30 protein-coding genes are annotated in these 21,174 nt (G+C 62.8%); 29 read left to right on the top strand and 1 reads right to left on the bottom strand.

Going from position 1 to position 21,174, the window contains the following annotated elements; genetic code table 11:
* The first annotated feature begins 5 nt into the window (after positions 1-5).
* From rpsS to dsbD, 25 genes are all read left to right on the top strand, one after another.
* Positions 6-281, top strand: coding sequence for a 30S ribosomal protein S19 (gene rpsS / locus B2R83_RS04520; protein ID WP_005663463.1), 276 nt, complete (start codon positions 6-8; stop codon positions 279-281).
* A complete protein-coding gene (gene rplV, locus B2R83_RS04515) occupies positions 278-610 on the top strand; it encodes a 50S ribosomal protein L22 (RefSeq protein WP_171085678.1) in 333 nt (110 codons plus the stop codon). The genes rpsS and rplV overlap by 4 nt, the downstream gene beginning before the upstream one ends.
* An 11-nt stretch (positions 611-621) precedes the next feature.
* A complete protein-coding gene (gene rpsC, locus B2R83_RS04510; protein ID WP_292038479.1) occupies positions 622-1,416 on the top strand; it encodes a 30S ribosomal protein S3 in 795 nt (264 codons plus the stop codon).
* 2 nt (positions 1,417-1,418) lie between these two features.
* Positions 1,419-1,838, top strand: a complete 420-nt coding sequence (rplP, locus tag B2R83_RS04505; RefSeq protein WP_027867255.1) for a 50S ribosomal protein L16 — start codon at positions 1,419-1,421, stop codon at positions 1,836-1,838.
* A gap of 12 nt (positions 1,839-1,850) precedes the next feature.
* Positions 1,851-2,042: a 50S ribosomal protein L29 gene (rpmC, locus tag B2R83_RS04500; RefSeq protein ID WP_027867254.1), complete on the top strand. Its 192-nt coding sequence runs from the start codon at positions 1,851-1,853 to the stop codon at positions 2,040-2,042.
* Complete coding sequence (rpsQ, locus tag B2R83_RS04495) at positions 2,039-2,311, top strand: 30S ribosomal protein S17 (RefSeq protein WP_027867253.1); 273 nt, start codon at positions 2,039-2,041, stop codon at positions 2,309-2,311. The genes rpmC and rpsQ overlap by 4 nt, the downstream gene beginning before the upstream one ends.
* 225 nt (positions 2,312-2,536) lie before the next feature.
* Positions 2,537-2,905: a 50S ribosomal protein L14 gene (rplN, locus tag B2R83_RS04490; RefSeq protein ID WP_005663451.1), complete on the top strand. Its 369-nt coding sequence runs from the start codon at positions 2,537-2,539 to the stop codon at positions 2,903-2,905.
* A gap of 9 nt (positions 2,906-2,914) precedes the next feature.
* Entirely contained in the window at positions 2,915-3,229 is a 315-nt protein-coding gene (gene rplX, locus B2R83_RS04485; protein ID WP_036208955.1) for a 50S ribosomal protein L24, read from the top strand.
* A gap of 5 nt (positions 3,230-3,234) precedes the next feature.
* Complete coding sequence (gene rplE, locus B2R83_RS04480; RefSeq protein ID WP_036208953.1) at positions 3,235-3,774, top strand: 50S ribosomal protein L5; 540 nt, start codon at positions 3,235-3,237, stop codon at positions 3,772-3,774.
* 4 nt (positions 3,775-3,778) lie between these two features.
* On the top strand, positions 3,779-4,084 hold the full coding sequence (rpsN, locus tag B2R83_RS04475) for a 30S ribosomal protein S14 (RefSeq protein WP_005663444.1): 306 nt from the start codon (positions 3,779-3,781) through the stop codon (positions 4,082-4,084).
* A 15-nt stretch (positions 4,085-4,099) separates the two neighbouring features.
* Positions 4,100-4,495, top strand: a complete 396-nt coding sequence (rpsH, locus tag B2R83_RS04470; RefSeq protein ID WP_027867250.1) for a 30S ribosomal protein S8 — start codon at positions 4,100-4,102, stop codon at positions 4,493-4,495.
* Positions 4,496-4,504: 9 nt separating this feature from the next.
* Positions 4,505-5,038 (top strand): 50S ribosomal protein L6, encoded by a 534-nt coding sequence (gene rplF / locus B2R83_RS04465; protein ID WP_036208949.1) that lies wholly within the window; start codon positions 4,505-4,507, stop codon positions 5,036-5,038.
* Between the two features lie 11 nt (positions 5,039-5,049).
* The gene (gene rplR / locus B2R83_RS04460; protein ID WP_005663438.1) at positions 5,050-5,412 is read left to right on the top strand and encodes a 50S ribosomal protein L18; all 363 of its coding nucleotides are present in this window, start codon (positions 5,050-5,052) and stop codon (positions 5,410-5,412) included.
* A gap of 12 nt (positions 5,413-5,424) precedes the next feature.
* Positions 5,425-5,943: a 30S ribosomal protein S5 gene (rpsE, locus tag B2R83_RS04455; RefSeq protein ID WP_036208946.1), complete on the top strand. Its 519-nt coding sequence runs from the start codon at positions 5,425-5,427 to the stop codon at positions 5,941-5,943.
* Positions 5,944-5,954: 11 nt separating this feature from the next.
* Positions 5,955-6,134 carry a 50S ribosomal protein L30 gene (rpmD, locus tag B2R83_RS04450; protein WP_020655693.1) on the top strand — a complete coding sequence of 60 codons (180 nt, stop codon included), beginning with the start codon at positions 5,955-5,957 and terminating at the stop codon, positions 6,132-6,134.
* Between the two features lie 28 nt (positions 6,135-6,162).
* The gene (gene rplO, locus B2R83_RS04445) at positions 6,163-6,594 is read left to right on the top strand and encodes a 50S ribosomal protein L15 (protein WP_227803578.1); all 432 of its coding nucleotides are present in this window, start codon (positions 6,163-6,165) and stop codon (positions 6,592-6,594) included.
* Positions 6,595-6,622: 28 nt separating this feature from the next.
* Positions 6,623-7,957, top strand: coding sequence for a preprotein translocase subunit SecY (secY, locus tag B2R83_RS04440; RefSeq protein ID WP_027867245.1), 1,335 nt, complete (start codon positions 6,623-6,625; stop codon positions 7,955-7,957).
* 20 nt (positions 7,958-7,977) lie between these two features.
* Positions 7,978-8,196: a translation initiation factor IF-1 gene (gene infA / locus B2R83_RS04435; RefSeq protein ID WP_005663428.1), complete on the top strand. Its 219-nt coding sequence runs from the start codon at positions 7,978-7,980 to the stop codon at positions 8,194-8,196.
* Positions 8,197-8,232: 36 nt separating this feature from the next.
* A complete protein-coding gene (gene rpmJ / locus B2R83_RS04430) occupies positions 8,233-8,346 on the top strand; it encodes a 50S ribosomal protein L36 (RefSeq protein WP_005663407.1) in 114 nt (37 codons plus the stop codon).
* 16 nt (positions 8,347-8,362) lie between these two features.
* Positions 8,363-8,728 carry a 30S ribosomal protein S13 gene (gene rpsM, locus B2R83_RS04425; protein WP_027867244.1) on the top strand — a complete coding sequence of 122 codons (366 nt, stop codon included), beginning with the start codon at positions 8,363-8,365 and terminating at the stop codon, positions 8,726-8,728.
* 14 nt (positions 8,729-8,742) lie between these two features.
* Positions 8,743-9,153, top strand: a complete 411-nt coding sequence (gene rpsK, locus B2R83_RS04420) for a 30S ribosomal protein S11 (RefSeq protein WP_027867243.1) — start codon at positions 8,743-8,745, stop codon at positions 9,151-9,153.
* A 267-nt stretch (positions 9,154-9,420) separates the two neighbouring features.
* Positions 9,421-10,044 (top strand): 30S ribosomal protein S4, encoded by a 624-nt coding sequence (rpsD, locus tag B2R83_RS04415; RefSeq protein ID WP_027867242.1) that lies wholly within the window; start codon positions 9,421-9,423, stop codon positions 10,042-10,044.
* A 232-nt stretch (positions 10,045-10,276) separates the two neighbouring features.
* Positions 10,277-11,254 (top strand): DNA-directed RNA polymerase subunit alpha, encoded by a 978-nt coding sequence (locus B2R83_RS04410; RefSeq protein WP_027867241.1) that lies wholly within the window; start codon positions 10,277-10,279, stop codon positions 11,252-11,254.
* A 120-nt stretch (positions 11,255-11,374) separates the two neighbouring features.
* Positions 11,375-11,770 (top strand): 50S ribosomal protein L17, encoded by a 396-nt coding sequence (rplQ, locus tag B2R83_RS04405; RefSeq protein ID WP_005663400.1) that lies wholly within the window; start codon positions 11,375-11,377, stop codon positions 11,768-11,770.
* A gap of 129 nt (positions 11,771-11,899) precedes the next feature.
* Positions 11,900-13,750 carry a protein-disulfide reductase DsbD gene (dsbD, locus tag B2R83_RS04400; protein WP_292038454.1) on the top strand — a complete coding sequence of 617 codons (1,851 nt, stop codon included), beginning with the start codon at positions 11,900-11,902 and terminating at the stop codon, positions 13,748-13,750.
* 83 nt (positions 13,751-13,833) lie between these two features.
* Here dsbD and B2R83_RS04395 read toward each other — a convergent pair whose 3' ends face one another.
* Positions 13,834-14,397, bottom strand: a complete 564-nt coding sequence (locus B2R83_RS04395) for a Spy/CpxP family protein refolding chaperone (protein ID WP_027867239.1) — start codon at positions 14,395-14,397, stop codon at positions 13,834-13,836.
* A 206-nt stretch (positions 14,398-14,603) separates the two neighbouring features.
* Between B2R83_RS04395 and B2R83_RS04390 the strand changes: the two genes are divergently transcribed.
* The 4 genes from B2R83_RS04390 (at position 14,604) to B2R83_RS04375 (ending at position 21,126) form a co-directional block, all read left to right on the top strand.
* A complete protein-coding gene (locus B2R83_RS04390) occupies positions 14,604-15,332 on the top strand; it encodes a response regulator (RefSeq protein WP_036208920.1) in 729 nt (242 codons plus the stop codon).
* On the top strand, positions 15,329-16,690 hold the full coding sequence (locus tag B2R83_RS04385; protein ID WP_209589103.1) for an ATP-binding protein: 1,362 nt from the start codon (positions 15,329-15,331) through the stop codon (positions 16,688-16,690). Before B2R83_RS04390 ends, B2R83_RS04385 begins: the two co-directional genes overlap by 4 nt.
* Before the next feature lie 150 nt (positions 16,691-16,840).
* The gene (locus tag B2R83_RS04380) at positions 16,841-18,037 is read left to right on the top strand and encodes an efflux RND transporter periplasmic adaptor subunit (protein WP_036208914.1); all 1,197 of its coding nucleotides are present in this window, start codon (positions 16,841-16,843) and stop codon (positions 18,035-18,037) included.
* The gene (locus tag B2R83_RS04375) at positions 18,034-21,126 is read left to right on the top strand and encodes an efflux RND transporter permease subunit (RefSeq protein ID WP_292038448.1); all 3,093 of its coding nucleotides are present in this window, start codon (positions 18,034-18,036) and stop codon (positions 21,124-21,126) included. The genes B2R83_RS04380 and B2R83_RS04375 overlap by 4 nt, the downstream gene beginning before the upstream one ends.
* Positions 21,127-21,174: the final 48 nt, after the last annotated feature.

The following is a 21,174-nucleotide window of genomic DNA, read 5'->3' as shown; positions in this document are numbered from 1 at the left end:
AAAACATGACTCGTTCATTGAAAAAAGGGCCGTTCATTGACGCCCACCTGGTGAAGAAAGTCGAAGCCGCGCAAGCGACCAAAGACAAGAAGCCAGTCAAAACCTGGTCGCGCCGCTCGACGATCACCCCGGACTTCATCGGTCTGACCATCGCTGTGCACAACGGCAAGGTCCACGTGCCGGTGTACGTGTCGGAGAACATGGTCGGCCACAAGCTCGGCGAATTCGCGCTGACCCGTACGTTCAAGGGCCACGCTGCTGACAAGAAGGCGAAACGATAATGGAAACTAAAGCAATCCTCAAAGGCGTTCGCCTGTCGGAACAGAAGGGCCGCCTGGTTGCGGACCTGATCCGCGGCAAGAAAGTTGACGCAGCACTCAACATTCTGCAGTTCAGCCCGAAGAAGGGCGCGACCATCATCAAGAAGGTTCTGGAGTCGGCAATCGCCAACGCGGAACACAACGATGGCGCCGACATCGACGAACTGAAGGTCGTGCAGATCTACGTTGAAAAGGGCCCGATCCTGAAGCGCTTCACCGCACGTGCGAAGGGCCGCGGCGATCGCATTTCGAAACAATCCTGTCACATCTACGTGACTGTCGGTAACTAAGGGGTCACACGATGGGTCAGAAAATCCACCCAACCGGCTTCCGCCTGGCGGTCACCCGTAACTGGGCGTCGCGCTGGTATGCTGGCAACGGCAACTTCGCCGAAATGCTGAAGGAAGACCTGGAAGCTCGCGCTTTCCTGAAGAAGAAGCTGAAGAACGCTTCGGTCGGCCGCGTCGTCATCGAGCGTCCTGCCAAGAACGCACGCTTCACGATCTACTCGTCGCGTCCGGGCGTCGTGATCGGCAAGAAGGGCGAAGACATCGAAGTGCTGAAGTCGTCGCTGGCGAAGATCATGGGCGTGCCCGTGCACGTCAACATCGAAGAGATCCGCAAGCCTGAGATCGATTCGCAGCTGATCGCCGACTCGATCGCCCAGCAGCTCGAAAAGCGCATCATGTTCCGTCGCGCAATGAAGCGCGCGATGCAGAACGCCATGCGTCTGGGCGCCGTCGGCATCAAGATCATGTCGTCGGGCCGTCTGAACGGCATCGAAATCGCACGTACCGAATGGTACCGCGAAGGCCGTGTGCCTCTGCACACCCTGCGCGCCGATATCGACTACGGCACCAGCGAAGCATCGACCACCTACGGCATCATCGGCGTCAAGGTGTGGGTCTACAAGGGCGATCGTTCGGCAACGGGCGAAGCACCTGTGATCGACGTCCCGGCCGACGAGAAGAAGCCACGCGGCCCGCGCCGCGATGATGGCAAGCCTGCCGGCCGTGGCCGTCCGGGCGCCAAGCCAGGTACCGCACCAGCAGGCCGCCGCGCTGCCAAGCCGGCTGCTGAGAAAGCAGGAGAATAAGCATGCTGCAGCCAAACCGCAGAAAGTATCGTAAAGAGCAGAAGGGCCGTAACACCGGCATTTCGCACACCCGCGGCACCTCGGTGTCGTTCGGTGAGTTCGGCCTGAAGGCAGTTGCCCGCGGCCGTATCACCGCACGCCAGATCGAAGCTGCACGTCGTGCGATGACCCGTCACATCAAGCGTGGCGGCCGTATCTGGATCCGTATCTTCCCGGACAAGCCGATCTCGAACAAGCCGGCCGAAGTCCGTATGGGTAACGGTAAGGGTAACCCGGAGTACTACGTCGCTGAAATCCAGCCAGGCAAAGTCCTGTACGAGATGGACGGCGTTGCTGAAGAACTGGCGCGCGAAGCGTTCCGCCTGGCCGCTGCCAAACTGCCGCTGGCGACCACGTTCGTGGTCCGTCAAGTCGGCCAATAACAGGAGTTGAATATGAAAGCATCGGAACTCCGCGGCAAGGACCAGGAAGCGCTGCAGAAGGAGCTGAATGAGCTGCTGAAGGCCCAGTTCGGCCTGCGCATGCAAATCGCTACCCAGCAGCTGGGCAATACCGCGCAGCTCAAGAAAGTACGTCGCGACATCGCGCGTGTGAAGACTGTGATGAACTCGAAGGAAGCCAAATGAACGACACCACTAAAACGGCGCTGAAGCGTACGCTGGTCGGCAAGGTCGTGTCCGACAAGATGGACAAGACGGTGACCGTCCTGATCGAGCGTCACGTGAAGCACCCGCTGTACGGCAAGATCATCGTGCGTTCGAACAAGTATCACGCGCACGACGAGACCAACCAGGTCAAGACCGGCGACACGGTCGAGATCACGGAAGGTCGCCCGATCTCGAAGACGAAGGCCTGGACCGTGACCCGTGTTGTGCAGCAAGCACAGGTCATCTAAAGCCTAAAAATTTGTCTTGCGTGGCCCGCTGGTATCTGTGATACTAGCGGGCTTCGTTCATGTGTTGCCGCAGTATTCCTCCGCGGTTCTGCGGCCTGTAACGAATGGAAAGTCCATCACCCAAACATGGGGCTCCAGCAGGGGCGTCATGGCGGGACCAAGACTGACCGCAGGCCCACGGTTTCCGTGGGGTTTTCTACGGCTTAAGTTGGGAAAGAAAATATCATGATTCAAACCGAAAGCCGGCTCGAAGTAGCCGACAACACCGGTGCCAAGGAAGTTCTGTGCATCAAGGTGTTGGGCGGCTCGAAGCGCCGTTATGCGAGCATTGGCGACATCATCAAGGTCACCGTCAAGGTGGCTGCGCCGCGTGGTCGCGTCAAGAAGGGCGAAATTTACAACGCCGTGGTTGTGCGTACCGCTAAAGGTGTGCGCCGCCAGGACGGTTCCCTGGTCAAGTTCGACGGCAATGCCGCTGTCCTGCTGAACGCCAAGCTGGAGCCGATCGGCACCCGTATCTTTGGACCGGTCACGCGTGAACTGCGTACCGAGAAGTTCATGAAGATCGTGTCGCTGGCACCTGAAGTTCTGTAAGGAATCGACATGGATAAAATTCGTAAAAACGACGAAGTCATCGTTCTGGCCGGCAAGGACAAGGGCAAGCGTGGCGTCGTTCAGAAGCGTGTAGACGCTGAGCACGTCATCGTTGAAGGCGTCAACGTCGCTAAGAAAGCGACCAAGCCGAACCCGATGACCGGTGTTACTGGTGGTATCGTCGACAAGACTATGCCGATTCACGTGTCGAACGTCGCGCTGTTCAACGCTGCGACCGGCAAGGCAGATCGCGTTGGCTTCAAAGATGTGGACGGCAAAAAAGTCCGCGTCTTCAAGTCGAACGGCGAAGTAGTGAAGGGGTAAGATAAATGGCCCGTCTCCAACAAATTTACAAAGACAAAGTCGTCGCCGAACTGACCGAGAAATTCGGTTACAAGTCGATCATGGAAGTCCCGCGCCTGACCAAGATCACCCTGAACATGGGTCTGTCGGAAGCAGTCGCCGACAAGAAGGTCATCGAGCACGCCACTGGCGACCTGACCAAGATCGCCGGCCAGAAGCCGGTCGTCACCAAGGCACGCAAGGCAATCGCAGGCTTCAAGATCCGCGAAGGCTACCCGATCGGCACGATGGTCACCCTGCGTGGCAATCGCATGTACGAATTCCTGGACCGCTTCATCACCGTGGCCCTGCCGCGCGTGCGTGACTTCCGTGGTGTGAACGGCAAATCCTTCGATGGCCGTGGCAACTACAACATCGGCGTCAAAGAGCAGATCATCTTCCCGGAAATCGATTACGACAAGATCGATGCGCTGCGTGGCATGAACATCTCGATCACCACCACCGCTAAGACCGACGAAGAAGCCAAAGCGCTGCTCGCCGCCTTCAAATTCCCGTTCAGGAACTAAGAGCATGGCAAAACTTGCACTGATTAACCGCGAACAGAAGCGTGCAGACCTGGTGGAGAAATTCGCCGCAAAGCGTGCAGCTCTGAAAGCAATCATCGACGACCAGTCGAAGTCGGAAGAAGAACGTTACGAAGCACGCCTGAAGCTGCAGGCCCTGCCGCGTAACTCGGCGCCGACCCGCCAGCGTAACCGCTGCGCCATGACCGGCCGTCCACGTGGCACCTTCCGTAAATTCGGTCTGGCCCGTACCAAACTCCGCGAATTCGCCATGAAAGGCGAAATCCCGGGTATGACCAAAGCTAGCTGGTAATAGGAGAGATAAGCAATGAGTATGAGCGATCCTATCGCCGATATGCTGACCCGCATCCGCAACGCACAGACCGTTTCGAAGACCACCGTCAACATGCCGTCGTCGAAAGTCAAAGTTGCGATCGCCAACGTCCTGAAGGACGAGGGTTACATCGAAGATTTCGCCGTGACCACCGAAGGTGGCAAGGCTGAACTGAAAATCGGTTTGAAGTATTACACCGGCCGTCCGGTCATCGAGCGCATCGAGCGCGTGTCCCGTCCTGGCCTGCGCGTCTACAAGGGCAAGAACGAAATCCCGTCGGTCATGAATGGCCTGGGCGTGGCAATCGTCTCGACCCCGCAAGGCGTGATGACCGATCGCAAGGCACGTGCTACCGGCGTCGGTGGCGAAGTGCTGTGCTACGTGGCTTAAGGAGTAGACATGTCTCGAGTAGCTAAGATGCCAATCGCCGTCCCGGCAGGTGCCGAAGTCGCAATCAATGCGTCGTCGATCACCGTCAAGGGCCCGCTCGGCACCCTGACCCAGTCGCTGAACGGCCTGGTCAAAGTGGAAAACAACAACGGCACGCTGACTTTCGACGTGGTGGACGATTCCCGTGAATCGAACGCCATGTCGGGCACCCTGCGCGCCCTGGTCAACAACATGGTTACCGGCGTCACCAAGGGCTTCGAGAAGAAGCTGAACCTGGTGGGCGTGGGCTACAAGGCAGCTGTGCAGGGCAACGCCCTGAACCTGTCGCTGGGCTTCTCGCACCCGGTGCTGCACGCGATGCCGGAAGGCGTCACCGCGGTCACCCCGACCCCGACCGAAATCGTGATCAAGGGTATCGATCGCCAGAAGGTCGGCCAGACGGCCGCTGAAGTGCGCGCTTACCGCTCGCCTGAGCCTTACAAGGGCAAGGGTGTCCGTTATTCGGACGAAGTGGTGAAGCTTAAAGAAACCAAGAAGAAATAATCGGAGCTGACATGGACAAGAAACAATCGCGTCTGCGTCGCGGACGTCAAACCCGCATCAAGATCGCCCAGCTGGGCGTGAACCGTCTGTCGGTTCACCGCACCAACCTGCACATCTATGCGAACCTGATCAGCCCGGACGCTAAGGTGCTGGTGTCGGCCTCGACGCTGGAAGCTGAAGTGCGTGCTGAACTGGCTGGCAAGACCGGCGCCGGCGGCAACGCTGCCGCTGCTGCCCTGGTCGGCAAGCGCGTCGCAGAAAAAGCACTGAAAGCAGGAATCACCGAAGTCGCTTTCGACCGTTCGGGTTTCCGTTACCACGGCCGTGTGAAGGCGCTGGCAGAAGCCGCGCGTGAAGCCGGTCTGAAGTTCTAAGGAAGAATCGTCATGGCAAAAATGCAAGCGAAAATGGCAAGCGACAAGCCGGATGATGGCATGCGCGAAAAAATGATCGCGATCAACCGCGTCACCAAAGTGGTGAAGGGTGGTCGTATCATGGGTTTTGCAGCGCTGACCGTTGTCGGTGACGGCGATGGCCGCATCGGCATGGGCAAGGGCAAGTCGAAGGAAGTTCCTGTCGGCGTGCAAAAAGCGATGGAAGAAGCCCGCCGCAACCTGATCAAGGTGCCCCTCAAGAACGGTACCCTGCACCACACCGTTACCGGTCGTCACGGCGCATCGCGCGTCATGATGTCGCCGGCCAAGCCGGGTACCGGCGTGATCGCTGGTGGCGCAATGCGCGCTATCTTCGAGGTGATGGGCGTGACCGACGTGGTCGCCAAGTCGACCGGTTCGTCGAACCCGTACAACCTGGTTCGCGCGACCCTCGACGGCCTGTCGAAAATGAGCACTGCTTCCGACATCGCTGCCAAGCGCGGCAAGTCGGTTGAAGACATCCTGGGTTAAGGGGAACACACATGGCAAACACTGTCAAAGTTCAGCTCGTCAAGGGCCTGATCGGTACCCGTCAGGATCACCGTGCCACCGTGCGCGGCCTGGGTCTGCGTCGTGTCAACTCGGTCTCCGAGCTGCAGGACACCCCATCCGTGCGTGGCATGATCAACAAAGTCGCGTACCTCGTTAAAGTAGTTTCGTAAGCCTTCGGGCTTACGTACGGAGAAATCAATGGAACTCAATACCATTCAACCAGCTGACGGCGCCAAGCACGCGAAGCGTCGCGTTGGCCGCGGTATCGGCTCGGGCCTGGGCAAGACTGCTGGCCGCGGTCACAAGGGTCAGAAATCGCGTTCGGGCGGCTTCCACAAAGTCGGCTTCGAAGGCGGTCAGATGCCTCTGCAGCGTCGTCTGCCGAAGCGTGGCTTCAAGTCGCTGAACGCGACCTTCAAGGCTGAAGTTCGCCTGTCGGACCTGAACAACCTGGCCGTCGGCGAAATCGACATCCTGGTGCTCAAAGCTGCAGGCATCCTGCCGGTGGTGGCACGCGACGTGCGCGTCATCCTGTCGGGCGAGATCACCAAAGCGGTGACCCTCAAGGGCCTGAAGGCAACTGCCGGCGCACGCGCCGCGATCGAAGCAGCTGGCGGTTCGGTCGCTTAATTGCGGCCCTGCCTGATCGGAGCAAAAATTGGCGACTAATTCACAACTTGGTAAAAGCGCCGCTTCCGGCTTCCCCTGGGGTCGGCTGTGGTTTTTGCTTGGCGCATTGGTCGTGTACCGCATCGGTGCTCACATCCCGGTCCCCGGGATTGACCCGGTGCAGCTGGCAGCGCTGTTCAAGCAGAACGAAGGCGGCATCCTGGGCATGTTCAACATGTTCTCGGGTGGCGCCCTGTCCCGCTTTACCGTGTTCGCCCTCGGCATCATGCCTTACATTTCGGCTTCGATCATCATGCAGCTTGCATCGATCGTCTCGCCGCAACTCGAGGCGCTGAAGAAAGAGGGCGAAGCCGGCCGCCGCAAGATCACCCAGTACACCCGTTACTTCACGGTGGCGCTGGCACTGTTCCAGGCGTTCGGCATCGCGGTCGCGCTCGAAGCGCAGCCTGGTCTCGTGCTCGATCCGGGCATGGGCTTCCGCTTCGTCACGGTGGTGACGCTCCTGACCGGCACCATGTTCCTCATGTGGCTGGGCGAGCAGATCACCGAGCGTGGTCTTGGCAACGGTATTTCGATCATCATTTTTGCCGGTATCGCAGCAGGTCTGCCGTCGGCCCTGGGTGGCCTGTTCACCCTGGTTTCGAACGGTTCGATCAGCAGCATCGCCGCGATCATCATCGTGGTTCTGGTGGTGGCCGTGACGTATGCCGTCGTGTTCGTGGAACGCGGGCAGCGCAAGATTCTGGTCAATTACGCTAAACGCCAGGTCGGCAACAAGATCTACGGTGGCCAAACCAGCCACCTGCCCTTGAAGCTGAACATGGCCGGCGTGATCCCGCCGATCTTCGCCTCCTCGATCATCCTGTTCCCGGCGACGATCGTCGACTGGTACACGCGAGGCAAGGACGCCAGCGGCCCGTTCATCGGGTTCCTGAAAGACCTGGCTGCTTCGCTGGCTACCGGTGAGCCGATCCACGCGTTGCTGTATGCGGTGGCGATTGTGTTCTTCTGCTTCTTCTACACGGCGCTGGTATTTAACAGCAAGGAAACGGCGGACAACTTGAAGAAGAGCGGCGCGTTTGTTCCGGGCATCCGTCCGGGCGAGCAGACTGCACGCTACATCGACAAGATCCTGATGCGCCTGACCCTGGCCGGTGCGGTCTATATCACCCTGGTGTGCCTGGTGCCGGAGTTCATGACCTCGCAGTGGAAAGTTCCTTTCTACTTCGGTGGCACGTCGCTCCTCATCGTTGTTGTGGTGACGATGGACTTCATGGCACAAGTGCAGAACTACGTCATGTCGCAACAGTATGACTCATTGTTGCGGAAGGCGAATTTCAAGGGCGGAATTCCGTCGCGTTAAGCGGGGAAGGCATAGACCGAATGGCAAAAGACGACGTCATCCAAATGCAAGGGGAGATTCTGGAGAATCTCCCGAACGCAACATTTCGCGTGAAGCTGGAAAACGGGCACGTGGTTCTGGGACATATCTCGGGTAAAATGCGCATGAATTACATCCGCATTCTCCCGGGTGACAAGGTAACGGTGGAACTGACTCCGTACGACCTGTCCCGGGCCCGCATTGTGTTCCGCACCAAGTAAAAATCATTAAAGTAAACGAACCGAAGAGAGTGCAAAATGAAAGTTAACGCTTCAGTCAAGCGGATCTGCCGCAACTGCAAGATCATCAAGCGCAAGGGCGTGGTCCGTGTGATCTGCGTCGAGCCGCGTCACAAGCAGCGTCAAGGTTAATTTCGAGGAATAACGAATGGCACGTATTGCAGGGGTTAACATCCCAAATCATCAGCACACCGTGATCGGCCTGACGGCTATCTACGGTATTGGCCGCCCACGTTCGCAGAAGATCTGCGATTCGACCGGCATCGCTACCAACAAGAAGGTCAAGGACCTCGACGATAACGAACTCGAGAAGCTGCGCGACGAAGTTGCGAAGTTTGTCGTGGAAGGCGACCTGCGCCGCGAACTGTCCATGAACATCAAGCGTCTGATGGACCTGGGCTGCTACCGCGGCATGCGTCACCGCAAGGGCCTGCCAGTGCGCGGTCAGCGTACCCGCACCAATGCTCGTACCCGCAAGGGCCCGCGCAAGGCAGCTCAATCGCTCAAGAAATAATCTAGGAACCGACCATGGCCAAGCAACAGAGCAGCGCAGCCGCAGCAGCAGCCCGCGCACGCAAGAAAGTCAAGAAGAACGTCGCCGAGGGCATCGCCCACGTGCACGCGTCCTTCAACAACACCATCATCACGATCACCGACCGTCAGGGCAATGCTCTGTCGTGGGCAACCTCCGGCGGCGCCGGCTTCAAGGGTTCGCGCAAATCGACCCCGTTCGCAGCGCAGGTTGCTGCCGAAGCCGCAGGCAAGGTCGCTCAGGAATCGGGCGTGAAGAACCTGGAAGTGCGCATCAAGGGCCCAGGCCCTGGCCGTGAGTCGGCTGTGCGTGCACTGAACAACCTGGGCATCAAGATCACCGAAATCCAGGACGTGACCCCGGTTCCGCACAACGGCTGCCGTCCGCCGAAGCGTCGTCGTATCTAATACGATGCTGACTCGGCAGTAGGGGAGGGTGCACACCTTCTCCTGCGTCGCGAAAAGCCAACGACGGGGCCTTGCGCCCCGTTGTGTTTTACCAGATCGACCGGCGCAGTGCCCTGAAAATGGGTTATACTGCCCGGCTCTTGTCGTCTGCCGTTTTCACGGTGGGCGGTTTTTCAAGCCACGTCTACCGCAATCGAGCGGTGGACTAGCGCCTGCCGCATCGCATGCGATGCCTCCGGGGCGTGATTATTATTTTAAGGATTCAACGTGGCACGTTATATCGGACCAAAAGCAAAACTGTCGCGCCGTGAAGGCACCGACCTGTTCCTGAAGAGCGCACGTCGTTCGCTCGACTCGAAGTGCAAACTGGACGTCAAGCCAGGCCAGCACGGCGTCAAGTCGGGTGCCCGCACCTCGGACTACGGCAACCAGCTGCGTGAGAAGCAGAAGGTCAAGCGTATCTACGGCGTGCTCGAGCGCCAGTTCCGCCGCTACTTTGCAGAAGCATCGCGCCGCAAGGGCAACACCGGTGAGACCCTGCTGAAGCTGCTGGAATCGCGCCTGGACAACGTCTGCTACCGCATGGGCTTCGGCTCGACCCGCGCTGAAGCGCGCCAGCTGGTGAGCCACAAGGCCTTCACCGTCAACGGCAACGTCGTGAACATCGCTTCGTACCAGGTCAAGACCGGCGACGTGATCGCTGTGCGCGAAAAGGCCAAGAAGCAAGTGCGTATCGCTGAAGCCCTGTCGCTGGCCGAGCAAGTCGGCTTCCCGAGCTGGGTGTCGGTCGATGCCAAGAAGTTCGAAGGCACCTTCCGTTCGTTCCCGGAGCGTAACGAGATCGCTGCCGACGTCAACGAAGCGCTGATCGTCGAACTGTACTCGCGTTAATGACGACTGGGGACGGCTTGCCGTCCCCTTGTCGCCAAACCCCGCGCATGCGGGGGCGATGGCGGGGCAGTGCGGGCGCAGCAAGCACGGCTTGGCACCGCAGCGGATTTCGATTCCTGTCCTTCTTTCGCATCCGAATTCGTATCACCGCCTGCTCGTCGAGCAGGCGCTTTCTATTAATGCCATCAGCCTTATCGGTGTAACGAGCCGAGGGTATTGAAAAGGACATTTTATGCAAAACAGTCTGTTGAAACCACGTATCATCGATGTCGAAGCAATCGCTCCTGGTCACGCGAAAGTCGTGATGGAGCCGTTCGAACGTGGTTATGGCCACACCCTGGGCAACGCGCTGCGCCGCGTGCTGCTGTCGTCGATGATCGGCTACGCGCCGACCGAAGTGACGATCGCCGGTGTCGTGCACGAGTACTCGTCGCTGGACGGCGTGCAGGAAGACGTCGTCGACCTGCTGCTGAACCTGAAGGGCGTGGTCTTCAAGGTCCACAACCGTGATTCCGTCACCCTGACCCTGAAGAAGGAAGGCGAAGGCGCCGTGCTGGCTTCGGACATCGACCTGCCGCATGACGTGGAACTGATCAACCCGGATCACGTGATCGCTCACCTGACCGCCGGCGGCAAGCTGGACATGCAGATCAAGGTCGAGAAGGGCCGTGGCTACGTTCCTGGTAACGTGCGCCGCCTGTCGGAAGACACCAACAAGACCATCGGCCGCATCATCCTGGACGCATCGTTCTCGCCGGTCCGTCGCGTGTCCTACGCCGTGGAATCGGCCCGTGTCGAACAGCGTACCGACCTGGACAAGCTGATCATCAACATCGAAACCAACGGCGTCATCACCCCGGAAGAAGCGATCCGCCAGTCGGCACGCGTCCTGGTTGACCAGCTGAACGTGTTCGCCGCCCTGGAAGGCACCGAAGCCGCCGCCGAAGCACCGTCGCGCGCGCCGCTGGTCGATCCGATCCTGCTGCGTCCGGTGGACGACCTGGAACTGACCGTCCGCTCGGCAAACTGCCTGAAGGCCGAGAACATCTACTACATCGGCGACCTGATCCAGCGTTCGGAAAACGAACTGCTGAAGACCCCGAACCTGGGCCGCAAGTCGCTGAACGAGATCAAGGAAGTGCTGGCATCCCGTGGCCTGACCCTGGGCATGAAGCTGGAAAACTGGCCGCCGGCTGGTCTCGAGAAGTAATTGCTGTACCTGCCCGGACAATGTTGTCCGGGCAGTTTTAAACCCCTAGAACCGGTCCGCGGTCATGCTCCTGCATGAACGATCGAAGAACTGGACATTAAACACTCGAAAGGAAGTACCATGCGTCACCGTCACGGCCTCCGTAAGCTGAACCGTACCTCGTCCCACCGCCTGGCAATGCTGCGCAACATGACCGTCTCGCTGCTGCGTCATGAAGCCATCAAGACCACCGTGCCGAAAGCCAAGGAACTGCGTCGCGTCATCGAACCGATCCTGACCCTGGGCAAGACCGACACCCTGGCCAACAAGCGCCTGGCATTCGCCCGCCTGCGCGACCGCGAAATGGTGCAGAAGCTGTTCGCTGAACTCGGCCCACGTTACGCCAACCGTAACGGCGGCTACCTGCGCATCCTGAAAATGGGTTTCCGCGTGGGCGACAACGCGCCGATGGCGTACGTCGAACTGCTGGACCGTCCGGAAGTCACCTCGGCTGAAGAAGCACCGACCGCCGAGTAATCGCTTTCCGCGACGACTAAAAAACCAGGCTTCGCGCCTGGTTTTTTTTCGCCTGCAGCATCGTGGTCCGAGCAGGGTGCGACGGCCCGGTGTACCATGCCGGTGCGCTGAAACAACTCATCCAACACCATGTTCCATTCGCTGCACCGCTTCGCCCGCATCCTCCTTGCCTGCCTGAGCCTGTTTTCGATCTTGATGGCAGGCGCCGGGAGCACACGCGCCGCCGACGACTTCCTCGATCCCGCGATCGCCTTCCGTTTCGAGGCGCGCATGGCCGATCCGCAAACCCTCGAAGTGCGCTACCAGATCGCCGAGGGCTACTACATGTACCGCGAGCGCTTCGCCTTCCGCGCTGCCGGAGCGAAGCTCGGCACGCCCGAGATCCCGCCCGGGAAGGTGAAGTACGACGAGACCTTCCAGAAGGATGTCGAGACCTACAAGGGCGAGCTGGTGATCCGCATTCCGGTCGAGGGCAGCGGTCCGTTCACCCTGACGGCCGCCAGCCAGGGCTGCGCCGACGCCGGCCTGTGCTATCCGCCGCAGGAGCACAGCGCGCAGCTGTCGGCGGGCGCCGGCGGCACAGCGCCGGCGTTGCCGATCGGCGCGAATGCGCCGCAGATGTCGACCGCGCCCTTGGCGCCGGCTCCCGCCATGGATGCGGCGCCGGCAACTCCTGTCCAGGCGCCGCCTGCAGAAGCCGCGCCCGCAGCCGCCGCCCAGCCGTCAGACATGGCCGGTATCGCCGGCATCCTGGAGGGCGGGCGCCTGCTGGCCATCGTCCCCGCCTTCGTCCTGCTCGGCCTGGGCCTGGCCTTCACGCCCTGCGTGCTGCCGATGGTGCCGATCCTGTCCTCGATCATCGTCGGTGAAGGACGCCAGGCCGGCCGTTCGCGCGGCTTCATCCTGTCGGCGACCTACTCGCTCGGCATGGCCATCGTCTACACGCTGCTGGGCGTGGCCGCCGGCCTGGCAGGGGAGGGCCTGGCCGCCGCCCTGCAGAACCCCTGGGTGCTGGGCGCGTTTGCCCTCCTGATCGTGGCGATGGCGATGTCGATGTTCGGCTTCTACGAACTGCAGATGCCGGCCGCGCTGCAGACCCGGCTTGCCAACACTGCCGGCCGCCAGTCGGGCGGCAAGCTTGCCGGGGTGTTCGCCATGGGCGCCATCTCGGCCCTGATCGTCGGACCCTGCGTCGCCGCGCCCCTGGCCGGCGCCCTGGTCTACATCAGCCAGACCCGCGACGTGGTGATCGGCGGCGCGGCCCTGTTCGCGATGGCGGTCGGGATGAGCATTCCGCTGCTGCTGGTCGGCGTCTCGGCCGGCTCGCTGCTGCCGCGCGCGGGCGCCTGGATGGAGTCGGTCAAGCGCCTGTTCGGCGTGCTGATGCTGGCGATGGCCCTGTGGCTGGTGTCGCCGGTGCTGCCGCCCATCGTGCAGATGCTGGGCTGGGCCGCGCTGCTGTTCGGCTACGGCTTTTATCTCTTGCGCAAGCACCGCCACTGGGCCTCGATGGCCGCGGGCGCCGCGTTTGCCGTGCTGGGGGCGGTGCAGCTGGTCGGCGCCGCCACCGGCGGCCGCGATGCGCTGGCGCCGCTGGCGCACCTGACGGGCGGCGCCCACCAGGGCCTGGTGTTCAAGCGCATCAAGACGGTGCAGGACCTCGACCGCGAGCTGCTGAGCGCCGGCGGCAGGACCGTGATGCTGGATTTCTATGCCGACTGGTGCGTGTCCTGCAAGGAGATGGAAAAGCTGACCTTCGTCGACCCGGCGGTGCAGGCGAAGCTGGCCAATACCATCCTGCTGCAGGTCGACGTGACCGCCAATGATGCGGAAGACAAGGCGATGCTGAAGCGCTTCAAGCTGTTCGGGCCGCCGGGGATCATCCTGTTCGGGCCGGATGGGAAGGAAATCGAGGATAGCCGGGTGATCGGCTATCAAAACCCCGCCAAGTTCTTGGCCTCCCTGGCCAAGTTGCCGTGAGTTGAACGCGCGGTCGGCAGAGCCGACCACCCTACAAAAAAGACGCCCGAGGGCGTCTTTTCCTTTTGCAAGAATGCGTTCGCTTAACCGCGCATCATCTTGCCATGGCCGCCGTGGTGGCGGCCGCCGCGGCGCTGCTGCTGCTCGTCGAAGACCTTGCGCTGTTCCGGGCTCAGGGCCGCGTACAGGCTGTTCAGGGCCGACAGGCGGGCTTCCATGCGCGCGGTGCGCTCCTTCTGCAGGGCGATGCGGCGTTCCAGGCGTTGCGGCGCGGTCAGGGCGGTGCGCTGTTCCTTGTTCAGGCGCTGGCCGGCGCGCTCACCCTTTTGCGGCGGCGTCATGCTGGCGACAAAAGCCTGCCACACCGGCTGCTGGGCCGGGGTCAGCTTCAGCGATTCGGCCAGCTTGGCCTGGCGGGCGGCGCGCATCTCGGCGCGCTTGGCGCGGAACTCGGCCATCTTGGCCTGGCGCTGCTCCGGGCTCAAGGCGCGGAATTCGGCGCGCTTGGCCTCGCGCTGCTCCTTGCTCATGGCGTGGGCATGGCGGCCCTCGAGCGGGGCGGCGGTCTGCGCCTGGACGCCGAGCGAGGCGCCGGCGATGCCGAAGGCGGCCAGGACGATCACGATGTTTTTGCGGACGGTGTTCATGGTGTTTTCCTTTGTGTGAGAGGCAGGTTGGTGTGCATCTTCGCTTCCGGACTGCTCGCTGCACGGTTCCCATCATCGCCACAAACTGTAACCGTGGGATTTCCCCTGTCCGATACTTTGTATCAATATGTTTCGCGCTCATCGGCATATACAAGCCGATACAAAAACGGTGTCCAAGCTTGGCTTAGATGCGGATAATTGAGGCTATGGATAATCCCTCTACGATTTTGATTGTCGACGACGACCGCGACATCCGCACCCTGCTCGCCGACTACCTGGAATCGAACGGCTACCGCACCATTTCGGCAGCCGACGGCACCGGTATGTGGAAGGCGCTCGACGACGCGCGCCCCGACCTGATCGTGCTCGACCTGAACATGCCGGGCGACGACGGCCTGACCCTGTGCCGCAAGCTGCGCGCCACCTCGAGCCTGCCGGTCATCATGCTGACCGCCCGCAACGAGCCGCTCGACCGCATCCTCGGCCTCGAGATGGGCGCCGACGACTACCTGCCGAAACCCTTCGAGCCGCGCGAGCTGCTGGCCCGCATCCGCAGCGTGCTGCGCCGTTCGCACGCGATGCCGTCGAATGCCCCGTCCGAGAACGTGCAGCAGATGCGCTTCTCCGGCTGGACCCTGGACCTGACCGCGCGCCACCTGGTCAATCCGCAGGGCGTGGTCATCATGCTGTCGGGCGCCGAGTTCCGCCTGCTGCGCGTGTTCCTGGAGCACCCCAACCGCGTGCTCAACCGCGACCAGCTGCTCAACCTGACCCAGGGCCGCGACGCCGACCCCTTCGACCGCTCGATCGACATCCAGATCAGCCGCCTGCGCCAGAAGCTGGGCGAGGATGCGCGCATGCCCCAGATCATCAAGACCGTGCGTAACGGCGGTTACGTGCTGGCCGGGCAGGTCACCGTGGAGCCGCCTGCGTGAAAGCCTTCTTCGGATCGATGACCGGACGCGTGTTCATCACGCTCCTGCTCGGTATCCTGATTTCCGCGGCACTGACCCAGCTGGCAGCCGACCTCGAGCGCCAGCGCGTCATCGAACAGCAGCGCGACCAGCACCTGCTCGAACGCGCCGAACAGCTGGTGATGGCGACCGAAATCGTTCCGGCCTCGGCGCGCTCGGTCTACCTGTCGGTGGCGAACCGCCCGGGCCTGCGCCTGGAAGTCGGCAATCTCCAGCCGCTGGCGGCGTCGCAGAGCTGGTTCGCGCGTTCGCTGGCGGCGCGCCTGGGCGACGGCTACGGCATCAGCTCGGCGGCCAACCGGCCGGCCTCGTGCGACATGCCGCACCAGCAGGCCGTGCTCTACGGCCTGATCCGCACCCAGTGGCATGGCGCCTGCGAAACCCTGAACGTGCGCCTGCGCGACGGCGAAGAACTGCGCCTGTCGGTGCTGCCGCCGCGCTCGGCCTTCACCGGTCCCGAAACCGATTACCGCACCACCATCGGCCTGTTCCTGTTCAGCATCGCCGCGCTTGCCTACGTGGTGGCGCGCATGACCACCCGCCCGCTGAAGGTGCTGGCGCGGGCCGCCCAGGACCTGGGCCACGACATCAACCGCCCGCCGCTCTCCTTGAGCGGCGCCAGCGAGATCCGCCAGGCCAGCGCTGCCTTCAACGCCATGCAGGCGCGGATCCGCCAGTACATCTTCCAGCGTACCCAGATGCTGGCGGCGATCACGCATGACCTGCAGACGCCGCTGACCCGCATGCGCCTGCGCCTCGAAAAGGTGCAGAACGCGGAACTGCAGGAACGCCTGATCGGCGACCTGTCGGCCATGCAGGCCATGGTGCGCGAAGGCCTGGTGCTGGCGCGCAGCATGGACACCACCGAGAACATGCAGATGCTGGACCTCGACTCGCTGCTGGAAGCCGTGTGCGCCGACGCCGTCGACGCCGGACAGCAGGTGACGCTGAAGGGGCAGGCCGGCATGGCCCTGCTGGGCCGGCCGCTGGACCTGCGCCGCTGCCTCGGCAACCTGATCGACAACGCGGTGAAGTACGGCCGCGACGTGCGCGTCTGCGTCGACCGCATCAACGGCGCGGCGCGCATTCGCATCCGCGACAGCGGCCCCGGCATCCCGGCCGGCGAGCTGGGCCGGGTGTTCGATCCGTTCTACCGCGTCGAAACCTCGCGTTCGCGCGAGTCGGGCGGCACCGGCCTGGGCCTGACCATCGCCCGCAACATCGCCGAACAGCATGGCGGCAGCATCGCGCTGGCCAACCATCCGGAGGGCGGCCTGGAAGTGACCCTGGTACTGCCGGAGTATTACCCGAACAAATAAGGGACAAAACCAGCGCAAGGTCGTGATGACGACATGGCGGATACACAATCCTGAAACAAGAGCGTGCGAGAATGCAGCACCGCGACTTTTTTTTGCACGCGCGCATAACACAAGAGAAAGAGCCGCAGGGACTGGCGGCAAGGGACGAACATGAAAAAGAAGAATGCGGGATTCATCGTGGGTGTCGTGGCGCTGGCCGTCGCCGGCGCCTGGTACCTGAACAAGGGTGACGGCGCCCACGCCGACAACGGCCAGGGCGGCAAGGGACCGGGCGCCAGGGGCGGCATGCCGCCGACCACCGTGAACGTGGTGGCGCCGCAGCGCCAGGACGTGGGCGTGGAACTGTCCGCGAACGGCACCGTGACCCCGGTGCGCACCGTCGACCTGCACCCGCAGACCACCGCCACCATCCGCCAGGTCCACATCCGCGAAGGCCAGTTCGTCAAGGAAGGCCAGGTCATGTTCTCGCTCGACGACCGCGCCGACCGCGCCAACGTCGCCCGCGCCGAGGCGCAAGTGGCGCAGAACCGCGCCACCCTGGCTGACTTGGAGCGCCAGTACAAGCGCAGCCAGGAACTCGCCGCCCAGAATTTCCTGTCCCAGAGCGCGGTCGACTCCCTGAAGAGCCAGGTCGAGGCGGCCCGGGCCCTAGTCCAGAGCAATGCCGCGGCGGCCCGTGCCAGCCAGGTCAGCGCCAGCTACACCACCATCCGCGCCCCGATGTCGGGCCGCGTCGGCGCTATCGACATCCATCCGGGCGCCCTGGTGCAGCCGTCCACGTCCCTGACGACCATCACCCAGCTCGACCCGATCGACGTCTCCTTCAACATGCCGGAGTCAAGCCTCGGCGCGCTGCTGGCAGCCCAGCGTGCCGGCAAGGTGGCGGTGCAGGCCAGCACCGGTCCCGAGGGCAAGCCGGTCACCGGCGAGCTGAAGTTCGTGGACAACGCGGTCGACCCGGCCGCCGGCACCATCCGCGTGAAGGCCCAGTTCGCCAACCCGGACTCGATGCTGTGGCCGGGCCAGTACGTGACCACCCGCGTCACCACGCAGACCATCCGCGACGCCGTCGTGATCCCGCAGAACGCCATCATCACCAGCACCCAGGGCACCTTCGTGTACGTGGTGGGCGAGGGTAACGAGGCGAAACAGGTCAAGGTGGCGCGCCTGCACGGCTTCGGCGAGTATGCTGCCGTGACTGGCCTGACCGGCAACGAGAAGGTCATCACCGAAGGCAAGCAGAACCTGCGTCCGGGCGGCAAGGTGCGCCCGGCTGGCGCCAAGTCCCAGGATGCAGCCGGCTCGAACGCAGCGATGCCGGCCGCACAGAAGGGTGACAAGGCATGAACCTGTCCGAACTGTGTATCCGCCGTCCCGTGATGGTGGTGCTGATGTCGATCAGCCTGGTGCTGGTCGGCATCCTGGCCTACATGCACATCCCGGTCGCGGCGCTGCCGAGCTATAACACGCCGGTCATCAACGTCAACGCCAACCTGCCGGGCGCCAGCCCGGAGAACATGGCCTCGTCGGTCGCGCTGCCGCTGGAAAAGCAGTTCGCGACCATCGCCGGCATCAAGATGATCAGCTCGACGAACACGCAGGGCAACACCTCGCTGACGCTCGAGTTCGACGAATCGATCGACGTCAACGAAGCCGCCGTCGACGTGCAGGCCGCGCTGCTGCAGGTCCAGCGCCAGCTGCCGCAGGAGATGACCGACCTGCCGTCCTACCGCAAGATCAACCCGGCCGACTCCCCGATCCTGTTCATGCACATGACCTCGCCGTCCATGGACTTGTCGGAGCTGAACGATTACGCGGAAAACCTGGTTTCGCCGGCGATCTCGACCCTGCCTGGCATCGCCCAGGTGACGGTCAACGGCGGCAAGCGCTTCGCGGTGCGGGTGCGCGCCCAGCATGACCTGATGAGCGCCCGCAATATCTCGATGTCCGAATTGGCCACCGCGCTGCGTTCGGCCAACTCGATCACCCCGCTCGGCATCCTGGACGGCCCGACCCAGACCCTGACCATCCAGGGCGGCGGCCAGCTGATGCGCGCCGCCGACTTCGCCGGCCTGATCGTCGCCACCCGAGACGGCCTGCCGGTGCGCCTGCGCGACATCGCCCAGGTCGAGGACAGCTACCAGTCGGTCAAGGCCACCGGCAGCCTGAACGGCGAACGCTCGATCGTGCTGATGGTGCAGCGCCAGCCCAACGCCAACACCGTGCAGGTGGTCGACTCGGTGCGCGCGCTGATGCCGCGTTTCGAAACCCAGCTGCCGCAGTCGATCAAGATCCACCTGGTCAACGACCGCTCGGACTCGATCCGCGAAGCGATCCACGACGTCAACCTGACCCTGGCCGGCACCGTGGTGCTGGTCATCCTGGTGATCTTCCTGTTCCTGCACCGCCTGACCGCGACCTTCATCCCGGCCGTCACCGTGCCGATCTCGCTGCTGGGCGCGCTGTCCCTGCTGTACGCCTTCGGCTACAGCCTCGACAACATCTCGCTGCTCGGCATCACGCTGGCAGTCGGCCTGGTGGTCGACGACGCCATCGTGGTGCTGGAAAACATCGTGCGCCACATGGAGATGGGAAAGAAGCCGATGCAGGCGGCCCTGATCGGCTCGCGCGAGATGGGCTTCACCATCATCTCGATCTCGATCTCGCTGGTGGCGGTGTTCATCCCGATCTTCTTCATGCCCGGCGTGATCGGCCTGCTGTTCCGCGAATTCGCCGTGATCGTCGGCCTCGCCGTGCTGGTCTCGGCCGTGGTCTCGCTGACCCTGGTGCCGATGCTGTGCTCGCGCCTGATCAAGCATGGCGGCCACGTCGATCCGAAAGAAATGTCCTGGGTCGGCCGCCGCTTCGAAGCCATGTTCACCAACGTGCGCGACGGCTATGCCCGCACCCTGGACATGGCGCTGCGCCACCGCTTCCTGGTGCTGATGCTGGCGCTCGGCACCTTCGTGCTGACCGCCGTGCTGTACATGACCATGCCGAAGGGCTTCTTCCCTGAAGAAGACATCGGCCAGCTGCGCGTGACCGTCGAGGCGTCGGAAGACACCTCCTCGGTGGCCCTGCAGAAGCTGCAGGCCCAGGTGGTGGACATCGTGCGCGCCAACCCGCACGTGAAGGACGTGACCTCGTTCACCGGCGGCGGCAATACCGGTCGCATGTTCCTGGTGCTCAAACCCCGCAGCGAACGCCCGCCGATGTCGGAAGTGGTCGACGCCCTGCGCAAGGCCACCCGCCAGGTCGCCGGCGTGCAGGTATTCATGTCGCCGGTGCAGAACCTGCAGCTGGGCGGACGCCAGTCCAAGAGCCGCTACCAGTACACGCTGCAGAGCGTGTCGGGCGGCGAGATCGGCGGCTGGGCCGAGCAGTTCCTCGAGCGCATGCGCGCCGACCAGCGCTTCCGCGACGTCACCAGCGACTCGCAGAACAAGGCGCTGCAGGCCACCATCGACATCGACCGCGACAAGGCCGCGCTGCTGGGCGTGGAGATGGCCGACATCCGCACGGTGCTGTACGCCTCCTTCGGTGAGCGCCAGGTCTCGACCATCTACTCGACCGCGGCCAGCTACTACGTGATCCTGGAAGCGGCGGCCGCCGACCGCTACTACGACGAAGCGCTGTCGCGCGTCTCGGTGCGTTCCAAGAACGGCGACCTGGTCAAGCTGTCCAGCTTCGCCACCGTCAAGCGCACGGTCGGCCCGCTGGCGGTCAACCACCAGGGCCAGCTGCAGGCGATCACGCTGTCCTTCAACCTGGCCCCGGGCGTGCCGCTGGGCGACGCCACCGCCGCCATCGAGCAGATGGGCCGCGACATGAAGCTGCCGGCCTCGATCATCACCAATTACGGCGGCGACGCGGCCGTGTTCAAGGACACCCAGTCGAGCCAGCTGATCCTGATCATCACCGCCATCGGCGTGATCTACGTGCTGCTGGGCGTGCTGTACGAGAGCTACATCCACCCGCTCACCATCCTGGCCGGCCTGCCGTCCGCAGCGGTGGGGGCGCTGCTGACGCTATGGATGTTCGACATGGACCTGACCCTGATCGCGATGATCGGTATCCTGATGCTGATCGGTATCGTGAAGAAGAATGCGATCATGATGATCGACTTCGCCCTCGACGCCCAGCGCAACGGGGGCATGAAGCCGCAGGAGGCGATCCGCGAGGCCTGCATCCTGCGCTTCCGTCCGATCCTGATGACCACGCTGGCCGCGATGATGGGCGCGCTGCCGATCGCGCTGGGCATCGGCGCCGGCGCCGAGCTGCGCCAGCCGCTGGGCCTGGCCGTGGTCGGCGGCCTGATCTTCTCGCAGGTGATCACGCTCTACATCACCCCGGTCATCTACCTGTACCTCGACAAGTACAGCGGCACCGGTCCGATGACGGACCGCCAGCTGGCCAAGCTGGAAGCTGCACACTGATGCGCGCGGCAGGCGGAGCGATCCGCCTGCCGGTTTCCGGTGGTTTGA

The organism is Massilia sp. UBA6681, from assembly GCF_002454935.1.
GTDB lineage: Bacteria > Pseudomonadota > Gammaproteobacteria > Burkholderiales > Burkholderiaceae_D > Telluria > Telluria varians.
Note: the sequence above shows the minus strand (reverse complement) of the source record. Positions and strands in the feature narration are given on the sequence as shown.